Origin of the sequence: Novosphingobium meiothermophilum (assembly GCF_003171715.1) — a bacterium.
GTDB classification, from domain to species: Bacteria; Pseudomonadota; Alphaproteobacteria; order Sphingomonadales; family Sphingomonadaceae; genus Novosphingobium; species Novosphingobium meiothermophilum.
This window is the reverse complement of sequence record NZ_QGHL01000007.1, coordinates 430406-448740: the sequence shown is the minus strand read 5'-3', so window position 1 is coordinate 448740 and position 18335 is coordinate 430406. Positions and strand designations below refer to the sequence as shown.

Sequence of the window (18335 nt, the reverse complement as noted above, 5' to 3'; positions counted from 1 at the left end):
GGAGCGGAGATTTGGTCAACCACGTGCAAGCGGATGACGCTGGTTGACGAGCTGGACAAGCCTTGCCGCATCGACGTGGGTATAGATCTGCGTGGTGGCAATATCGGCATGGCCCAGCAGGGTCTGAAGCACGCGCAGATCGGCCCCGCCTTCAAGCAGGTGCGTGGCGAAGGCATGGCGCAAGACATGGGGGCTGACCTTTTCCGGGTCCAGCCCTGCCCGCAACGCCAGATCGCGCAGCAACTGGAAAAGCCGCACCCGTGAAAGGTGACCTCCGCGTGGCGAAGGAAAGACATAGCGTCCGCCGCGTCCGCGCACTGCCAGCCATTCGGCCAGAGCTTTCGTTGCGCGGGCGGAAACGGGCACCATGCGCTGCGCCCCGCCTTTTCCCGTGATGGCAAGGAACGGCGCATCGCGGGGGACCGCCGACAGGGGCAGCGAGACCAGTTCCGTGGCGCGCAGACCCGATCCATAGAGCAGTTCGAGAAATGCCAGCAGCCGCAACGCTTCCGGCGAGCCGCCCGCCGCATCGGCCTCGGCCGCCTCGAACAGTGCCGCAACCTCCGCATGGCCGAGCAGGCGCGGCAGCGGCCGACGCGCGCGCGGGCGAGGCAAGGCGCTTGACGGATCATCGCCGCGCAATCCCTCGTCCACCAGAAATCCATAGAACTGCCGCAGCGCGGATGCCTTGCGCGCCAGCGAGGACGGCGCCAGCCCTGACCATGCCGCGCCGAGCCGCTCCAGCGCCTGTGTGGTGGCCCTCGCAAGCGGGCCGATGACCTGCGCCGCCCCGGCCAGATCGCGCCGATAGGCCGCCAAGGTATTGGCAGCCGCCCCGCGCTGCGCCGCGAGCATGGCAAGGAACAGCTCGACTTCCGGTTCCGGCGTCGGCTTCACCTTCGCCTCCCTTGTTCCTGCAACGCGCGCCTAGACCCTTGAAACCGCTTCGGCGGCAATCATCCGTGCTTCGGCCGAAAGGCCGACGCGCTGCAATGCCGATACGATATGGTAAAGGTGCAGCGGGGTCATGCGGTCCCACCTGTCCGCCTGCATGCCGAATGCCGCGAGCAGGGACACCAGAGCCGGATTGCCGGATGCGGCAGCGGAATCGATGGCCTGCGTCCACCGGGTCTGCCGGTTGAAATCGACCGAAAGCTTGGCCGCCAGATCGCGAGCCGCGCCCGGATCGACACGGCCCAGCCCCATCAGCCCGGCCAGCAGGAAGCGCGTGCGCAGCGAACCTTCCGAATCGTCGCCATCAAGGAATGTGCCCAGCGCCTCGCCGCTGACGGTCGTGGCACGCCCCGGATTCGACAGGACCAGAAGCCCCCATGCCTCGCTGCCGACCGGGCAGAACCGTGCCCACTTGAGCGCGTTGCGATCAAGGCCCGCAGTCAGCATCGACGCAATCAGCGGCGCGGCCTCGTCTGCGATGTTCTCGGCCGGGATCACGCGCGCGGCGGCGTGCGAAGTCAGCACCAGCCCGGCATAGGCACGGTCGGGGTCGCGCCCGTCGCCCCACAGCGTGCGGATTGCCTCAAGCCTGTCGCCGGCGTCCTGGGCCACATAGGCTGTGCGCAGGCTCTCGGCGCGGCGTGTCCATTGATCGACATCGCCGTTCGTCGCCGATGCGCCGCGCAAGGCATAGATCTGGCTGTAGAGATCGATCATCGCAGCGCTGGAAAACACCCCGCGTGCCGCAGCCACATCGGCCGCCGCAGCCCTTGCCGCAGGCGGCAGCATCGGTGCGCGCGCCGCCATCAGCGCGTAATCCGTCCCGCTGCTGGCGCGCAGGGACTCCGGCGGCTCAAGTCCGGTGGCGAAAGACATGCCGATGCTCCAGGGAGTCAGCGTTTCGACGCCGTCCCATTCGATCTTCACGGCACGGCGGGCGTTGGTTGCGGCGCCCGCGAACTTCTGCGCCAGAAGAATGTCGATCTTGCTGGCGGTGCCACGGCGCATGGCGCGATCAAGCTGGGCCATCGCGCTGCCGCCTTCCTCGCTGAACCCGGCGCAGATGGCGCGCATCAGTTCCCACTGCGCACCCTCGCGGCGTGCCGCAGTCAGCGCGGTTATGGGGCAAAGGCCCACCGGATCGGCCGTGGCCAGATAGCTTGCCATGGCGGCGTCTTCGAGTGCGGGGGTGAAGTCTCCGCTGTCGACCGCCTGCACCATCGAGCGCGCCAGATCGGCTTCGCCCATGCGCAGGAGCAGGCTGGCGCGGATGGCCGCCCAATCGGCACCGTTCATGCCAACGGGCGTGGCAAGGCGGCTCGCCAGTGCGCGCCGCAAAAGGATATGCCCCCATCGCGAAACGAACCGGCCGCGCGTCTTGCCGATGACAGCTTCGACGAAGGGGCCATTCAGATTGCGCGTCGAGGCCATGGGCAGCCCGCCGTCACGCTCGTCCACCACCCCGACCACTTCAAGGCTTCGTCTGCCGCCAGGAGGTATGTCCGATTTGGGCCGCGCTGATTCGAGCAGGCGAGCCAGCAGTTCGGGATCGATGGACTGGAGCAGTTCCTCGTCACTCAGCCCTGTTGCGGTGGCAACAGAAGTGGCGGCAGGAACAGGCTGCACCACCGGCGCGGAAACGCTGGGAGGGCTGGCCGCAGCAGGGGCTGCGGGTTGCGCGGCAACCGGGCTTGGCGCGGATGCGGGGGCAGGGGCGCGCGTGGCTGCCGGGCGAGTGGCCTGCGACGGGCGTGGCGCGGGTGAAGGACGCGCCGCAGGCGGACTGTCAAAGCCCGGTGGCAGCAGCGATTCCTGCGCCAAGAGCCCGCCCGAAATCAGTGCCAGCGCGGCAACGCCTGTCATCGCACCTGCGGAAATGAGCAGCCGTGACCTGTTCATCGCGTCATCCCGCCTTCTACCGGCTGTTCAATCCAGTCCATCGGTTGCGCGCCGCCCCTTATCCAGGCCATTAACAGAAATGCGGCCAGCAGAACCAGACCAGCCACGGCAATCTTCTTCATCAACGCACTTCCGGCTATCGTTCAGGCGGACCTGCTGTTTGCATCACGTCATGCGGTGCTTGCAACGGGCACTAGCGCAAGTATAGGCGGCGCGGCAATGGAACAAGCAGCGTCCACTCTTTCCCCTGCGGAAATCGCCCGGATCGCGCGCCGGATAGACCGTCCGCTGGTGCTGGTGGGGATGATGGGCGTGGGCAAGACAACGGTCGGGCGCAAGCTGGCTGCCCTGCTCCATCTGCCCTTCGTTGATGCCGACGAGGAAATCGAGAAGGCGGCCCAGATGCCGATCCCCGAAATCTTCGCAACCTATGGCGAACCCTATTTCCGCGACGGTGAACGCAGGGTCATCGCCCGGTTGATGGGAAGTGGCCGCCATGTCGATCGCAAGGTGCTTTCCACCGGCGGCGGCGCCTTTTGCGATGCCGAAACCCGCGCCCTGATTCTGGAAAAGGGCATTGCCGTCTGGCTCGACAGCGATGTCGAAACGCTGCTTGAACGCGTCGGCCGCAAGGACAATCGCCCCCTGCTCAGGACGGGCGATCCGCGCGAAATCCTCACCCGCCTGAAGGCAGAGCGCGAACCCTTCTATCGTCAGGCCCCGATCCGGGTTGTGAGTGCGGCGCAGCCCCATCACATGACTGCCTGCAAGATATTGAAAGAAATCGACGAATGGCTGTAATCCCGGTTGCCATAGCTGGCGCCCCCTATGAGGTGCGCATTGAGGCCGGTCTGCTGACAAGGGCCGGGCAGCATTGCCGTCCGCTGCTGCGCAAGAACCGCGTTGCCATCGTCACCGATGAGAATGTCGCCCGCCAGTGGCGCGCCGCTGTCGAGGCATCGTTCGAGGCTGTCGGCATCGCGAGCGAATGGCTTGTCCTGCCCGCCGGAGAGGCAACCAAGAGTTGGGAATATCTCGCGCGCGTGGTGGAATGGCTGCTGCTGCAGGAGGTTGAGCGCAAGGACAGGATCGTTGCTCTGGGCGGCGGCGTGATCGGCGATCTGACCGGCTTTGCCGCCTCGATGGTCAAGCGGGGCTGCGGTTTCATCCAGATCCCCACCACCCTGCTGGCACAGGTCGATTCAAGCGTTGGCGGCAAGACCGCAATCAACACCGCAGCAGGAAAGAACCTTGTCGGGGCGTTTCACCAGCCATCGCTGGTGCTGGCCGATCCGCTGGCACTAGATTCGCTGCCGCTGCGCGATCTGCGCGCCGGCTATGCCGAAGTCATCAAGTATGGCCTGATCGACGATGCGCCCTTCTTTGCCTGGTGCGAGGAAAATGGCGCGCGCCTTCTGGAAGGCGATGCCGAGGCGCGCGAAACCGCAATTGCCGCCAGTGTCGCTGCAAAGGCGCGGATCGTGGCGGCCGATGAAAGGGAAACGCAGGATTTGCGCGCCCTGCTCAACCTTGGCCACACCTTCGGTCATGCGCTTGAAGCCGAAACGGGATTTTCGGACCGCCTTCTGCATGGTGAAGGCGTGGCGCTTGGCATGGTGCTGGCCGCGCGTTTTTCTGCCCGTCTGGGATTGATGGACACGGGCGCGGCGCAGCGCATCGCGGCGCATGTCGGCGCGGCCGGCCTGCCGGCCAACCTTGCTGCGCTTGGTCTCGATTGCGACGGGCAGACCCTTGTCGGCCACATGCTGCACGACAAGAAGATGGACGCGGGAACCCTGCCCTTCCTGCTCATGCGCGGGATCGGCCAGACCTTTGTAGCACGCGATGTCGATCTGGCCGCGGTGGCTGCGTTTCTGGATGAGGAACTGCGCGCCTGAACAAGGCGGAAACGCATCCAGTGCGGGCGCGCCCCGATCGGCCGCCCGCACCGATTGCCGCCTACTTGCCGCTGAAGACCGGCTTGCGCTTTTCCAGAAAGGCAAGGCCACCTTCGGCCGCATCGGCGCTGTCGCCGGCAATCCACTGGCCTTCCGCCTCGACCTGCAAGGCGCTGGCATAATCGAGTTCAAGCGCCCGCGCGAGGTTCTGGCGCATGGTGCCAAGTGCCACGGTCGGACCGGCGGCGAGCCGCTTGGCCAGCGCCATCGCTTCATCCTGCAAGGCGGCATCGTCCACGGCCTTGTAGATGAGGCCCCAGCTTTCTGCCTTCTCTGCGCCGATTTTCTCGCCCAGCATCATCATCTCGGTGGCGCGGGCCTTGCCCACAAGCCGCGTGAGCATCCACGAGGCACCGCCATCGGGAACAAGCCCGATGTTGACGAACGCCTGAAGGAAATAGGCGCTGCGCCCGGCGATGACGAAATCAGCCGCGAGCGCGATGGAGCATCCGACCCCGGCCGCCGGACCATTGACCGCCGTCACGACCGGCACGGCGAGGCGCGAGAGCGTGAGCATGAGGGGATTATAGGCCTGTGTCAGAGCAGTATAGGTACCGCGCCCGCCGGAAATGGAACGTTCGCCGCGGGCCGCCAGATCCGCCCCTGAACAGAACGCGCGGCCTTCGCCCGTAATCAGCACGGCGCGCGCACCGCCCAGATCATTCAGCGCATTGGCCAGTTCAAGCGCCATGTTGGGCGGGCAGGCGTTGAGCCGCTCCGGCCGGTTGAGCACGATCTTGAGCACTTCGCCGCTGCGTTCAACGCGAATGGTTTCGTATTCCATCAGGCCACCCTTTCCTTCGGCACCGCCAAAACAGTCCTTCCGGTCATAACCTGCCGATGGCACAAATCCACCAGAATTAATTGACCGGTTAAGGCGCATGCCACAATTCAACCACTGCCACGCGTTAGTCGCCGGGCAGCGGCATGGCCATCGACAGAATCGTCAGTTGGCGTATGCCTGCGCAAAGGCGGCTGCGGCTCCGAACAGGCCGGGTTGCGGATGGGTGATGAGCTTGACCGGGATCGCCGCCATCAATCCTTCGAAGCGGCCCTTGGCACGAAACCTGTCGGCAAAGCCGGAACGCACAAGCGTATCCTTGATACGCAGGCCCAGCCCGCCTGCCATGACCACGCCCGTGGCGCCGTGGGCAAGCGCCAGATCGCCCGCAACGCTACCCAGCGAAAGACAGAACCGATCCACCGCCGCGGCAGCCAGACTGTCGTGCCCAAGCGTGCCCAGTTCCCACAGTTCACGGTCGGTTAGCGGGCGGAAAGGGCGGTTTTCAAGGTGGGCAAGCGCCTCGTAGATGTCGACAATGCCCGGCCCGGCAACGACCCGTTCCACCGATACGCGACGGTGCCGCTTGCGCAGGCCCGCCAGAATGGCATCTTCTATGGCATCGAGCGGGGCAAAATCGATATGCCCGCCCTCTGTCGGGACAACCCGGTAGCCCGTGGAATCGCGCCATAGTTGGGCCACGCCCAGCCCCGTTCCGGGGCCGACAACGCTGATGACACCGGTTTCGGGCAGCGGTGCATCAGGCCCAGAAAGATGCAGGAAATGGTCGTCTCCGGCCTGCGCCACGGCATGAGCCACGGCGGCAAAGTCATTGACGACGACGAACCGTTCCGCACCCAGCTTTTCGGGAATCAGCGCTGGGCGGATGATCCACGGATTGTTGGTGAAGCGGATAACTTCACCCCCTACCGGCCCGGCAACGGCAATGGCCGCAGCCGATGGCAGCGGCGCGCCGACCGTCCGCCCAAAATCTTCCCAGGCAAGCTGGAACGAGCCATGCTCTGCGGTCTTGAGGGTTACGGCATCGCCCAGAGAAAGAACGCGCCCTTGCGCAACTTCCGCAATGGCAAAGCGCGCGTGGGTTCCGCCAATATCAACCGCGACGACCTGCATCCTCTTCTCTCCCCCTTCCCGTGCCGGGGCTGTTACGCGGCCGTGCCGCCAACCTTGGACCTAAAGCCCTGCCGCGGCGAGCATGGCCGATCCGCCGCGCTCGGCCTCGTCTGCATGAAGGCGCATGAGTGCGAAGAGTTCCCGGCCCACACCGTCTGCCGCAGCAGGCGCGGGCGCCGGTTCACGCGCTGCCCACTCGGCTTGGGGCACCAGTGCCTCCAGCGTGCCTGTGACTGCACAGACCCGCACCATGTCGCCATCGCGCAGCTTGGCCAGCGCGCCGCCCTGCTTTGCTTCAGGCGAAACATGAATGGCAGCCGGAACTTTGCCCGATGCGCCCGACATGCGCCCATCCGTCACGAGTGCAACCTTGAAGCCGCGATCCTGAAGCACGCCCAGCGGCGGGGTCAACTTGTGCAGTTCGGGCATTCCGTTGGCCGCTGGTCCCTGGAACCGGACGACGACCACCACATCACGCTCAAGTTCGCCCGCCTTGAAGGCTGCCAGCACGGCGTTCTGATCCTGAAATACCCGCGCTGGGGCTTCGATCGTCCAGCGCGAGGGATCGACCGCGCTGACCTTGATGGTCCCCCGCCCCAGATTACCCTTCAGCAGGCGCAAGCCGCCCTCCGTGCGGAACGGGGCAGACACGGGGCGCAGCATGGTTTCATCGCCCGACTGTTCCGGCGCAGGGATCCATTTCAGCGCATCGCCATCCATCACCGGCTCCTGCGCACCTTCCGCAAGCGACTTTCCATAGACCGTCATTATGTCGGCATGGGCCAACCCCGCGCCGATCAGTTCCCGGATCACGTAAGGCATTCCGCCCGCAGCCGCGAAGGCATTCACGTCCCCGGAACCATTGGGATAGACACTGGCGATCAGCGGGACGGCGCTGCTCAGCTCGTCCATATCGTCCCAGTCGATCATGATCCCCGCCGCGCGCGCTATGGCGGGCAGGTGGATCACATGGTTCGTCGATCCACCCGTTGCCAGAAGGCCAACCACGGCGTTGACGATGGCTTTCTCGTCGATACACCGGCCAAGCGGGCGGTAATCATCGCCGTTCCAACCGATCTGCGTGATGCGGTGCACCGCCGCGCGCGTCAATTCCTGACGCAGCTTGAGGCCCGGCTGGACAAAGCTGGAACCGGGCATGTGCAGGCCCATCATTTCCATCATCATCTGGTTGGAATTGGCCGTGCCATAGAACGTGCAGGTTCCGGGGGAATGATAGCTTGCGCTCTCGCTTTCCAGCAGTTCCTCGCGCCCCACCTTGCCCTCGGCATAGAGCTGGCGGATGCGCACCTTTTCCTTGTTGGGAAGGCCGCTGGGCATCGGGCCTGCCGGAACAAGGATGGTGGGCAAATGGCCAAAACGCAGAGAGCCGATCAGCAGTCCGGGAACGATCTTGTCGCAGATGCCAAGAAGGAGCGCGCCCTCGAACATGGCGTGGCTCAACCCAACGACGGCAGCCATGGCAATATTGTCGCGGCTGAACAGCGACAGTTCCATCGAATCCTGCCCCTGGGTCACACCGTCGCACATGGCCGGGACGCCGCCCGCAACCTGCGCCGTGGCGCCCACCTCGCGCGCGAAGATCTTGATCTGTTCGGGATAGCGACCATAGGGCTGATGCGCAGAAAGCATGTCGTTATAGGCGGTGACGATGCCGATATTCATCGCCTTGCCAGATTTGATGAGCGCCTTGTCATCACCGGCAGCCGCGAACCCGTGCGCCAGATTGCCGCACGAAAGCTGCGGCCGGTTCAGCCCCTGATCGCGCGAACGCTCGATCAGATCGAGATAGGCCGCGCGGCTCTTGCGCGAGCGTTCGACGATGCGCTGGGTCACGCGCTCGACAACAGGGTTCAGCGGCATCATTCGCTCCAGTAGATGGTGACAGGCGGGCCGTAGCCGTGCAGAAACTCGGTGACGGGGTAGCGGTCATTGCCGCCAAGCGCGCTTTCCAGCAGCGCCTTCTTGGAATGCCCGGTCACCACCAGGATGATTTCGCGTGTGGCCTTCAGCGCCTTTGCGTTGAGCGTCAGTCGGTCAAACGGGGCTTCGGGTGGCAGCGGAATGGGCGTGGTGGCGATAACGGCCGGTCCCGGCCGCACATGGGCCTGCATTTCGGGAAAGAGCGATGCCACGTGGCCGTCTTCGCCCATGCCCAGCCAGACAAGATCGAAGGGCGCAACTTCCGCTCCTTCCTCCAGCCGCTCGAACGTGGCGCCCGAAGTGCCGAGGGCGGCATGAATCTTGGCAAAGTTGCTGGCGGGATGATCGTCAGGCACGCGCCGATCATCGGTCAGCGCAATGGTTACGCTGCGCCAGTCGAGCGGGCGATCCTTCAGCAGGGCCAGCACCCTGATCGGGGTGGAGCCGCCGGTAAAGGCAATGCGCTTGTGCCCCGGTGCCGAGACCACGCGGGCGATGTGATCGGCAACGGCACAAGCATCGCCCGGATCAGCCCATTGCACCATGACCGGAACCAGCTCAGTCATTCCAGCTTCTCCCGTCCCGTTCGGTCAGCGCGATACCCGCGTTGGGGCCCCAGCTTCCGGCGGCATAGGGTTTGGCCTCCATGTCGGTTTCGGCCCAGACCTTGCGGATTGCATCCACCCAGCGCCACTGGGCCTCCACCTCGTCTCGGCGCACGAACAGCGTCTGTTCGCCTTCGATCAGGTCCAGCAGCAGCCGTTCATAGGCAATCCGGCGGCGCGCCTTGGCAAAGGCAGTGGTCAGCGAAAGGTCGAGGTTCACCTCGCGCAGCACGATGCCGCCACGGTCCAGCCCCGGCTCCTTCGCCATGACCTGCAAGCGCACGTATTCTTCGGGCTGAAGCCGGATCACGAGGCGATTGGCCCGCAGCCGCCCACCGCGCTCGGCAAAGACATTGTGCGGCACCTGCTTGAACTCGACGACGATCTCGCTCCGCCGCTCGCCCAGCCGCTTGCCGGTGCGCAGATAAAAGGGCACGCCCGTCCATCGCCAGTTGTCGACGTGGGCCTTGATGGCAACGAAAGTCTCGGTGTCTGAAGGACTTCCCAGATCCTCCTGATAGCCGTTGACCGAAACGCCCTTCACCGCGCCTGCACGATACTGTCCGCGCACCATTTCCTCGGCCTTCACGGGTCGCAGCGCGCGCAGGACTTTCACCTTTTCGTCGCGGATCGAGGTGGCATCAAGGTTTGCGGGCGGCTCCATGGCGGTGAGCGCCAGAAGTTGCAGCATGTGGTTCTGCACCATGTCGCGCAGCGCGCCAGTATCGTCGTAGAAGCCCTTGCGCCCTTCAAGACCCACGGTCTCGCTCACCGTGATCTGGACATGATCGATGCCGCCCGCGTTCCAGAGCGGTTCGAACATCATGTTCGCAAAGCGCAGCGCCATGAGGTTCTGCACGGTTTCCTTGCCGAGGTAATGATCGATCCGGAAAATCTGATCCTCGGCAAAGGCGGCCGCCACGGCATCGTTGATGCGGTTTGACGAGGCCAGATCATTGCCCAGCGGTTTTTCAAGGCCGATCCGCACATTGCCGTGCGTCAGCCCGGCCTGCTTCAATCCGGCAATGGTGGGTTCAAAGAGGAAAGGTGCGGTCGAAAGGAAGATCGACAGGCCGCAAGAGGTATCGCCCAGCTTTGCGGCCAGTTCGCCGAAGCCGTCGATGTTCGAGGCATCGAGCGTCTGGTATTCAAGCCTTTCCAGAAAGCTGGCCAGCTTGGCTTCGTCCCTGCGGTCTTCCGGCAGGAACTCGGCCAGAGCCGCGCGAGCAAACTCGCGGAACTCGGCATCATCGTGTTCGGACCGGGCGGTGCCCACGATACGCAGATCGGAACGGATCAGCCCGTCCTCGTGCAGGGCATAAAGCGAGGGCAGCAGCATGCGCCGCGAAAGGTCCCCGGTCGCGCCGAACAGCAGCAGGGCCGAGCAGCTCTTTTCGATCATCGACGCAATTCTCCCATTGGCACTGCGGGCGGGGCGCGCAGCGCGCGAAAAAGCCCGTGCCTCGCCCAAGCCCCTAAACCCATCATGGGCAGGGTTCAGCACGCATAAGTATGCAGGATAGCTATGCACCGCAAAGGCAAAGCGGCAGGGCAGACGCGACTTGCCCTTCCCGCCTCTTTCTCCCGGCCCTTCCCTGCCGGTCAGGTGGCTATTTGCCGGGATTCAAACGCACCGCAAGGCCGCCACCCGGCGCAAGCCATGCGGGAAGCACATCTCCCTTCTTCACCTTCAGCGTGGCATAAACGATGCGATGACGCGCTTCTGTCTCGTATGTTGCGCCCTCGCCGTCCTTCCAGATCGTGGCGGTATAGACCCGTCCGGGATCGAGGAAATCGAGCTTCAGGGAAAGATCGCGCGGTGTTGCGTCGTTCACGCCGCCCACATACCAGTCATCGCTGTTGCGGTCCTTGCGCGCGAAAATCGCATAATCGCCCACTTCGCCGGCAATGAGGTGGCTTTCCGACCAGTCTGCGGGCACCTGCCTGATGAACGCCAGTTCTCTGGGGTGCGCTTCCAGATTCTCGATGAAATCGGCGGCCATCTGGATCGGTGAATAGATCGCCAGATAAAGGCCAAGCTGCTTGGCGAGCGTCGATGCCAGCGGCACCTTGTTGGCACCCTCAAGGCTGAGAACGCCCGGCGTGAAGTCCATCGGACCGGACAGCATCCGGGTATAGACCAGCGTCGGTTCGTGGTCCGGGCCGTTGGCAAACTGGCCCCACGCATTGTATTCCATGCCCCGCGCGCCTTCGCGGTCGATCCAGTTGGGATAGGTGCGGCGCAAGCCGGTATCCTTCACCGGTTCGTGCGCATTGATGGCGATGCGGTATCTTGCCGCAGTCTGCACGACCTTGAGATGATGCTGCACCGCGCGTTGCCCGTCGTGATACTCGGCCCGGTAGGTGCCCGGCGCATCACCGGGAGCCAGAATGCCGCCCGCATCGGCGACGTAACCCGTTTTCACGGCGCGCACGCCAAGCCGGTCATAAAGCTTCATCGCATCATCAAGCTGCGCTTCATAATTGGCGATGTTGCCGCCGGTCTCGTGATGGCCGATCAGCATCACGCCCTTTTGGGCGCCATATCTGGCCACCGCTTCAAGGTCGAAGTCGGGCGTGGCCTCGGTGTAACTGAAATCCCTGCCGTTTCCGAACCAGGTGCCGTTCCAGCCCTTGTCCCAGCCTTCGACAAGCACGCCCCCAAACCCGTGCTTAGCGGCGAAATCGATATACTGCTTTGCCCTCGTGGTAGTGGCGCCGTGGTTGGGGCCTTCGGCCCATGACCAGTCCCCCCGGATCATGCCCCACCAGATGCCGATGTATTTCATCGGCTTGAACCACGAAACATCTCCCAGACGGTTCGGCTCATTCAGATTGAGTTCCAGATCGTTCTCGACCAGCCCCCTGGCACCGTCGGCAATGCGCAAGCTGCGCCACGGCGTGTTGAAAGGCAGCGCACGCACCACCTTCGGCCCGTTGCCCGAAGGCGAAAGCGTGGTGCGGAACGCGGTGCCGGTCTGGCGCTTGAACCACATGGCCGAATAATCGACCAGTGCAGCCTCATGGAACGCAAGGTGGGTTCCGTCCGCCAGCTTCATGGTGATGGGCGTGTGTGCAGTGGATACGCCGTCGATCGGGGTTTTCTGATAGACCTGTTCGTAACGGTTCCATTCGCCGCCGGGGATCCACCACGCCGTGCCGTTCTGCGCGATGTTGAACTCGGTCAGTTCATCGGCGATCCTCATCACCTTCATTGCGGGCTGTTCCGGGATTTCGTAGCGGAAGCCGAAACCATCGTTGAACAGCCGGAAGCGCACGTTCATGCGCCGCCCACCCCAATCCGGCACCTGCTCGAAACGCACCAGCAGTTCATTGTGATGATCGTTGACGAAGCGGCGCTCGCCCCATGGCTGTTCCCATGTTTCCTTGCCGCCACCCGTCTCGTGACCGACGATCCTGTTGCCGCGCTGCATCGTGGGTCCGTCGCTGGGAATGAAGCCGAGCATTGACGCGCCGATGAGCAGCCTGCCCTTGCGGCTGAGGCTGTAGGTCGGGCGTCCGTCGGCATCGGTCGTCACGGTCACGACAAGTGTGCCGTCCGGGGATGAAGCGGTAACGGTTTCGGCCACTGCGGGCGTTATGAAGGCGCACGAAAGCGCCAGCGCCAGCGGCGCTGCAAGCATCAAGGTATAGCGCATCAGATCCTCTCTTCGATCAGCAGCGCGCCGAATGGCGGGAGCCGCCCGATTGCCGCGCCGTTGACCGACGCGAGTTCCTGTCCGTCAAGCGCCAGTTCCTGCGGCCAGACTACCGGAAACGACGCAAGGTTGAACAATCCTGCAATCGATTGTTTACCGGAAACCCGCCGGATGACAAGCAGGCATTCGTCTGCATGGAGAACATCGCAGCTGCCGATCCGCATAGCCGGATTGGCGCGCCGCAGCGCCAGCAGGCGTGTCGTCAGGTTGAGCAGCGAATCAGCATCTGCTTTCTGACGATCGACCGCCTGTGCAAGGTTCTCTTCGCCCAGCGGCAACCACGGCGCACTCGCGCTGAACCCGCCTTGCGCTGCCTGCACCGCCCATGGCATCGGCGTGCGCGCACCATCGCGCGAAAGTGTCAGCGGCCAGTTCGCGATCGCTTCGGGATCCTGCAACTGCTCGTAAGGGATGTCGACCTGCACGAGGCCCAGTTCCTCGCCCTGATAGACGATGATGTTCCCCCGCAGCGATGCAAAGAGCATGGCCTTGACCCGCGCGAACGCCTCGCGGTGCTCAGGAGCGCACCACCGCGAAAGCGCGCGCGGCGCATCGTGGTTTTCGAAAGCCCAGCTTGGCCAGCCAATCCCCGGCGCATCGGGCCATTTCTCGACTGCTTGCTTCACGATTCCCGGAGTCAGCCTGTCGGCATAGAGAAAGTCAAAGCCATAGGCGCTGTTGAGATGGTCGTTACCGGCCGTGAAGGCCTTCATCTCGGTCTCGGCCAGATCGCCGCCCACTTCGGCAACGGTGAACACCGCTCCATATTCATCGCAAAGCCTTCGCACACGCCGGATGAAACGGATGATGTCGGGGTGCGACTGGTTGTAGAGCTTTAGCTGGTAGTCGAACGGGCGCGTCTTGCGGCGGCCATCGTCGGGCGCCGGCGGATTGTCGCGCAGGGTCTGGTCGTGCATCAGGAAGTTCAGCGCATCGAGCCGGAAGCCATCGACCCCGCGATCAAGCCAGAAACGCATTACGCCAAGCAGAGCCTCCTGCACCTGCGGGTTGTGCGCGTTGATCTGAGGCTGGCTGGAAAGAAAGTTGTGCAGGTAATACTGTCGCCGACGCGCATCCCATGTCCACGCGGGGCCGCCGAACACAGATTGCCAGTTCGACGGCGGCGAGCCGTCGGGCTTGGGATCGGCCCAGACATACCAGTCGGCCTTGGGGTTGGTCCGATCCTGCCTGCTTTGCGCGAACCATGGGTGCTGGTCAGATGTATGGGCATAGACCTGATCGATCGTGACCTTCAGCCCCAGCTCGTGCGCGCGCGTCACCATGGCATCGAAATCGTCAAGCGTGCCGAAGATGGGATCGATGCCGCAGTAATCGGCCACGTCGTAGCCGAAATCCTTCATCGGAGAGGTGAAGAACGGCGAAACCCAAATGGCATCGACGCCAAGACGCGCAACATGATCGAGCCGTGACGTAATGCCCGGCAGATCGCCAATGCCGTCCCCGTTGGAATCGCAGAAGCTGCGCGGATAGATCTGGTAAATCGCTGCGCCGCGCCACCACGGAACGGCGGCCGCATCCGGAGTGGACATCTTGCCTGCGGCGGTATCGGGCGTTGTCATCGCGTTTCAATGTCCGTGAGAGAGGGTGTTGCCGCACTTTAGGGGCCAGCGCACAATTTGGCAGCCGCAGAACGACGGAACTGGCCTTCAACCCCAGCAATATTCGTATGCGCATCGATTGCAGTCATGCGCGGTTTCTGCAACGTCGCAGCGTGAGCTTGCAGAACAAGAGGATGACGGCATGAGCGAGGAGGGTCTGATCGGAGCGGTCGAGGCAGGCGGCACCAAGTTCGTGCTCGCGCTGGCACGGCGCGATGGCACTATCCTCGCCCGCGTGCGCATTCCCACCAACACGCCTGAGCAGACCTGGCCTGCAATGCAGAGCTTCTTTGCCGAAAGCAGCGCGCAGCATGGTCCCATTTCCGCCTTTGGCGTGGCGAGCTTCGGGCCGATTGACATTGATCCCTGCTCGGCAGCTTATGGCACCTTTACCACCACCCCCAAGCCGGGCTGGGCGGGGGCGCGCTTTCACGATGCGCTTGGCAGCTTCGGGGCGCCGATCAAGGTTGATACCGACGTGAACGGTGCGGCCATCGGAGAATGGCTCGAAGGTGCAGGCCAAGGCTGCCGCACCCTGGCCTATACCACCATCGGCACGGGCATCGGCACGGGCGTTGTCCATGAAGGGCGATCAATCATGGGCATTTCCCACTTCGAAAGCGGGCACATCCGCCCCCCGCATGACCGCTCGCGCGATGCGTTCGAGGGCATCTGCCCGTTTCATGGCAATTGCCTCGAAGGGCTGGCCTGCGGGCCAGCCATCGAGCAGCGCTGGGGCAAAAGTCTCGACCGGCTCGGCCCGGAAGAAGTCGATCTCGTCGCGGGCTATATCGCGCACCTTGCCAGCACACTGGTCCTGCTGCACATGCCCGACCGGCTGATCTTCGGTGGCGGAGTGATGAAGGCTGCCGGACTGATCGAGGCCGTTCGCGAGCAGACCGAAAGAGCACTGGCCGGATATGTGCGCCATCCCCGGCTTGATCCGGGGCTTGAGCGCTATATCGTCACTCCCGGCCTTGGCGACGATGCCGGCATTACCGGCGCCATCGAACTGGGCCGTCAGGCGCTGCTAAGCAGATAGCGAAATCTAGCGAAACCCTCGCCCCGCATCGCATAGGCTTCGCCCGCCATACGGTGCTGCAAGGTGAGGCACTGCGCCCCGCCATTGGCGATCACTTCGATGCTGCCGCTGTCGATCCACAACTCCACCGGCCCCGTGCCAAGGTGCATTTTGCAGCTTCGATCAAGCTGCGGGGTTACGGGATCGGTGCGTTGAACGGCCAGCACGCCGCCTGCTATGCTGCACGAAATGCTGCGTCCCAGATAATCCGCCAGATCAAGGCGCACATCCTGCTCTGCGGGCAGTTCTATAAGGGCGGCCGATGCCAGCGGAGAGCACCCTTGCGCCAGCAGCAAAGGCTCTGCCGCGCCGAACAGGGCACGACACGCCGGTTCAATCTGCTGCACAAGCTTAAATCCCCCGCCTGATTGGCGAAGCGACAGCCTGCGCGGCAGGCTCATCGCGCCCCGCCAGCCCTGCTGGGGCAAGTGCTTCTGCACGGCATGATTGCCCATCCACGCAATCCATGCCGGACGCCCCGCCGCATCGCGTGGTTCCATCCAGCCGATTGCGGCATAGAACTCGTCACCATGGTCGGCCACCTGCCAGCCCGTTTCAGGCACGAACCGCACCCCGTCGAACTGGCCGACACGATAGAGCGCACCCGATCCCGGCGCGCCTGAAAGCACGTCCACCTTGAACAGCCAGCGCGTCGCGTCCGTTCCCTCGACCGGAAGCTGAATCAGAAAAGGGCATTCCCACAAATGCCCCGGCGCGCCGTCCTGCGGGATCTGCGAAAGTTCGTGCCAGCGCTTCAGATCGACCGAGCCGTAGAGCAAGGCACGGTTCTCGTCGGAAAGGACCACCACCATGACCCACTGGCCCGATGGCGCATGCCAGAAGACATTGGGATCGCGAAAATCAGCCATCTGCCTGTCGAGAACGGGATTGCCGGCAAACTTCGCAAAGGTTCGTCCGCAATCGGTGCTGGCGGCAATGCACTGGAACTGGTGCTGCCGGTCCGTCCGCGCACCGGTATAGACGGCGATCATGGCCCCGTGCCCGAACCCGGCTGTATCATCGCGATCAATCACCGCCGAACCGGAAAAGATCATCGTGCTGTCCGCCTCTTCCAGCGCCACAGGCAGTTCCTGCCAGCGCGCCAGATCGCGGCTCGTGGCATGGCCCCACGACATGTGCCCCCAATCTTCGCCAAACGGGTTATACTGATAGAACATGTGCCATTCGCCATTGGCCCAGACCAACCCGTTGGGATCGCTGAGCCAGTTGGCGGCCGGGGCATAATGATAACGCGGGCGCATCTTTCAGGCTTTCATGACGGGAACGATATCGAAGGCGATGGTCATGCGTTCGCCATCATCGAAGGGCACCGTGCCATGCCACATGGTGGACGGGAATAGGGCCAGCCTGCCCGGCTGGGGCACAATTTCGCCATAGGGTTCAAGCGGCAGGGCGAGTTCTGGCGGGGGCGCACCGAAGTGCAGATTTCCGGCAGGCGCCGGGCCGCGCTGTTCCGGCCGGGGCACGGTCACGTAAAGCGCCGAAGAGATCCAGCCCATCGGATGGGTGTGCACCGCATGATAGCCGCCAGGACGCAGCCGCACCGACCAGCTCCCGGCGAAGCGGAACAGGCCGCGCGGTGCCGCAAGCAGCGGGTGCGCAGGATCGGGCGGTGGCAGACGTGCAATGTAGCTGCGCACCGCTGCCTCGATCTTGCGGCGAACACCGGCAATGACCGGATCGAGCCGCAGCAGAAGCGGCCGTTCGGTCTGCGTTCCGCCCCGCACCGATTGCTCATGCCACGGCTGCTGCATCGTGTGGAGCGAGCGCAGGCAGGCGGAAAGCCGGGTCAACTCATCAGCGGTGAAGTCCAGATCGTAATGGCACACATGGCGCATCCCGCCATCGAGCCAGTCGGCACGCGCGTCATCCAGCAATCGCCATGCGAGCGAAAGATAGGCCCAGAAAGCGCGGATGGTCGGCGCGCCAAGGTGCCGCGCACAGACATCGCGCGCGCGGGCGGCCTGCCCCGTGCGCAGGAAGTGGCGCGCGCGGGCAATGTCCAGTCCAACGTCAGCGATTTGCTCAACGCCATCGAACAGGGCCGGATTGTCCGCCTCTTCGCCGCTTTCGCTGGCGATGAACAGCTTGCCCAGAAGAGATGCCTGACGCTCGCCCAGCGCAGCCTCAGCCTCGGCAATGACCTGCCGGGCAGGCTCCCACTGGCGGGCAGTTGCCAGAACATGAAACCATGCCATGCGCAGCGCAAAGTCTTCGGGTCTGCGCTGCACCGCTTCGGCAAAACTGCGAGCGAAATCCGGATCGCCTGCGGTGGTCCGTATTCCGGACAGGCAGCGATGCCCCTCGATCCATCCGGGATAGCTTTCGAGCAGGCGCGCCAGCAATGCATCAGCTTCGGCCACCGCGCCTTCGGCGGCCAGCGCGACGGCGTGGCTGCGTTGAACATCAAGGCGGCCCTGCGCAAGGTCTGCGGCGCGGGCATAGAGCGTGGCAGCGGGCAGTCCGGCCTCGAAGGAAATCTGCGCGAGGCCGAGGGCAATGTTCGGATCATCGGGCGCAAGGCGATGTGCGCCCCTGATCGCCTCGATCGCGCCTGCCATGTCCTGCGCCTCGCGCAGCATGACGGCCTGCTGCATCAGGGCATGCCCCTCGCTCACGCCTG

The 18335-nt window shown here is 64.1% G+C and carries 15 protein-coding genes; 3 read left to right on the top strand and 12 right to left on the bottom strand.

Annotation, left to right across the window (positions count from 1 at the left end; genetic code table 11):
* Positions 1-15 precede the first annotated feature (15 nt).
* From DKM43_RS06235 to DKM43_RS16755, 3 genes are read right to left on the bottom strand one after another with little or no spacing between them, the layout of a single operon-like run.
* The gene (locus DKM43_RS06235; RefSeq protein ID WP_109797580.1) at positions 16-897 is read right to left on the bottom strand and encodes a tyrosine recombinase; all 882 of its coding nucleotides are present in this window, start codon (positions 895-897) and stop codon (positions 16-18) included.
* 30 nt (positions 898-927) lie between these two features.
* Positions 928-2853: a hypothetical protein gene (locus tag DKM43_RS06230; RefSeq protein ID WP_201739798.1), complete on the bottom strand. Its 1926-nt coding sequence runs from the start codon at positions 2851-2853 to the stop codon at positions 928-930.
* A complete protein-coding gene (locus DKM43_RS16755; RefSeq protein WP_269089608.1) occupies positions 2850-2975 on the bottom strand; it encodes a hypothetical protein in 126 nt (41 codons plus the stop codon). Before DKM43_RS16755 ends, DKM43_RS06230 begins: the two co-directional genes overlap by 4 nt.
* A 97-nt stretch (positions 2976-3072) precedes the next feature.
* Here DKM43_RS16755 and DKM43_RS06225 point away from each other — a divergent pair, with 97 nt between their 5' ends.
* Both DKM43_RS06225 and aroB read left to right on the top strand, forming a co-directional pair.
* Positions 3073-3654, top strand: a complete 582-nt coding sequence (locus DKM43_RS06225) for a shikimate kinase (protein WP_109797578.1) — start codon at positions 3073-3075, stop codon at positions 3652-3654.
* Positions 3645-4751, top strand: coding sequence for a 3-dehydroquinate synthase (gene aroB, locus DKM43_RS06220; RefSeq protein WP_109797577.1), 1107 nt, complete (start codon positions 3645-3647; stop codon positions 4749-4751). Before DKM43_RS06225 ends, aroB begins: the two co-directional genes overlap by 10 nt.
* Before the next feature lie 61 nt (positions 4752-4812).
* Here aroB and DKM43_RS06215 read toward each other — a convergent pair whose 3' ends face one another.
* The 7 genes from DKM43_RS06215 to DKM43_RS06185 all read right to left on the bottom strand — a co-directional run bounded on the left by DKM43_RS06215 (position 4813) and on the right by DKM43_RS06185 (position 14571).
* Positions 4813-5595 (bottom strand): enoyl-CoA hydratase-related protein, encoded by a 783-nt coding sequence (locus DKM43_RS06215; RefSeq protein ID WP_109798042.1) that lies wholly within the window; start codon positions 5593-5595, stop codon positions 4813-4815.
* A gap of 162 nt (positions 5596-5757) precedes the next feature.
* Positions 5758-6726, bottom strand: a complete 969-nt coding sequence (locus tag DKM43_RS06210) for a glucokinase (protein WP_109797576.1) — start codon at positions 6724-6726, stop codon at positions 5758-5760.
* A 60-nt stretch (positions 6727-6786) separates the two neighbouring features.
* Positions 6787-8607 (bottom strand): phosphogluconate dehydratase, encoded by a 1821-nt coding sequence (gene edd, locus DKM43_RS06205; RefSeq protein WP_109798041.1) that lies wholly within the window; start codon positions 8605-8607, stop codon positions 6787-6789.
* Positions 8607-9233: a 6-phosphogluconolactonase gene (locus DKM43_RS06200; protein WP_109797575.1), complete on the bottom strand. Its 627-nt coding sequence runs from the start codon at positions 9231-9233 to the stop codon at positions 8607-8609. Before DKM43_RS06200 ends, edd begins: the two co-directional genes overlap by 1 nt.
* Positions 9226-10674, bottom strand: coding sequence for a glucose-6-phosphate dehydrogenase (zwf, locus tag DKM43_RS06195; RefSeq protein ID WP_109797574.1), 1449 nt, complete (start codon positions 10672-10674; stop codon positions 9226-9228). Before zwf ends, DKM43_RS06200 begins: the two co-directional genes overlap by 8 nt.
* Positions 10675-10882: 208 nt before the next feature.
* A complete protein-coding gene (locus DKM43_RS06190) occupies positions 10883-12931 on the bottom strand; it encodes a glycoside hydrolase family 97 protein (RefSeq protein ID WP_109797573.1) in 2049 nt (682 codons plus the stop codon).
* A complete protein-coding gene (locus tag DKM43_RS06185) occupies positions 12931-14571 on the bottom strand; it encodes an alpha-amylase family glycosyl hydrolase (protein WP_236632416.1) in 1641 nt (546 codons plus the stop codon). Before DKM43_RS06185 ends, DKM43_RS06190 begins: the two co-directional genes overlap by 1 nt.
* Positions 14572-14752: 181 nt before the next feature.
* Here DKM43_RS06185 and DKM43_RS06180 point away from each other — a divergent pair, with 181 nt between their 5' ends.
* Positions 14753-15652, top strand: a complete 900-nt coding sequence (locus DKM43_RS06180) for an ROK family protein (RefSeq protein ID WP_109797572.1) — start codon at positions 14753-14755, stop codon at positions 15650-15652.
* On the opposite strand, the gene DKM43_RS06175 is transcribed toward DKM43_RS06180, so the two are convergent.
* Positions 15631-16953, bottom strand: a complete 1323-nt coding sequence (locus DKM43_RS06175; protein WP_109797571.1) for a glycoside hydrolase family 32 protein — start codon at positions 16951-16953, stop codon at positions 15631-15633. The genes DKM43_RS06180 and DKM43_RS06175 overlap by 22 nt on opposite strands.
* Before the next feature lie 3 nt (positions 16954-16956).
* On the bottom strand, positions 16957-18330 hold the full coding sequence (locus DKM43_RS06170; protein WP_109797570.1) for a putative 2OG-Fe(II) oxygenase: 1374 nt from the start codon (positions 18328-18330) through the stop codon (positions 16957-16959).
* Between the last annotated feature and the right edge of the window lie 5 nt (positions 18331-18335).

Excerpts from the sequence above, each read along its gene's own strand:
- DKM43_RS06210 (WP_109797576.1), bottom strand. The coding sequence starts at position 6,726 with ATGCAGGTCGTCGCGGTTGATATTGGCGGAACCCACGCGCGCTTTGCC.
- DKM43_RS06185 (WP_236632416.1), bottom strand. The coding sequence starts at position 14,571 with ATGACAACGCCCGATACCGCCGCAGGCAAGATGTCCACTCCGGATGCG.
- DKM43_RS06190 (WP_109797573.1), bottom strand. The coding sequence starts at position 12,931 with ATGCGCTATACCTTGATGCTTGCAGCGCCGCTGGCGCTGGCGCTTTCG.
- DKM43_RS06215 (WP_109798042.1), bottom strand. The coding sequence starts at position 5,595 with ATGGAATACGAAACCATTCGCGTTGAACGCAGCGGCGAAGTGCTCAAG.
- DKM43_RS06175 (WP_109797571.1), bottom strand. The coding sequence starts at position 16,953 with ATGCGCCCGCGTTATCATTATGCCCCGGCCGCCAACTGGCTCAGCGAT.
- aroB (WP_109797577.1), top strand. The coding sequence starts at position 3,645 with ATGGCTGTAATCCCGGTTGCCATAGCTGGCGCCCCCTATGAGGTGCGC.
- DKM43_RS16755 (WP_269089608.1), bottom strand. The coding sequence starts at position 2,975 with ATGAAGAAGATTGCCGTGGCTGGTCTGGTTCTGCTGGCCGCATTTCTG.
- zwf (WP_109797574.1), bottom strand. The coding sequence starts at position 10,674 with ATGATCGAAAAGAGCTGCTCGGCCCTGCTGCTGTTCGGCGCGACCGGG.
- DKM43_RS06180 (WP_109797572.1), top strand. The coding sequence starts at position 14,753 with ATGAGCGAGGAGGGTCTGATCGGAGCGGTCGAGGCAGGCGGCACCAAG.
- DKM43_RS06200 (WP_109797575.1), bottom strand. The coding sequence starts at position 9,233 with ATGACTGAGCTGGTTCCGGTCATGGTGCAATGGGCTGATCCGGGCGAT.
- DKM43_RS06230 (WP_201739798.1), bottom strand. The coding sequence starts at position 2,853 with ATGAACAGGTCACGGCTGCTCATTTCCGCAGGTGCGATGACAGGCGTT.
- DKM43_RS06225 (WP_109797578.1), top strand. The coding sequence starts at position 3,073 with ATGGAACAAGCAGCGTCCACTCTTTCCCCTGCGGAAATCGCCCGGATC.
- edd (WP_109798041.1), bottom strand. The coding sequence starts at position 8,607 with ATGCCGCTGAACCCTGTTGTCGAGCGCGTGACCCAGCGCATCGTCGAA.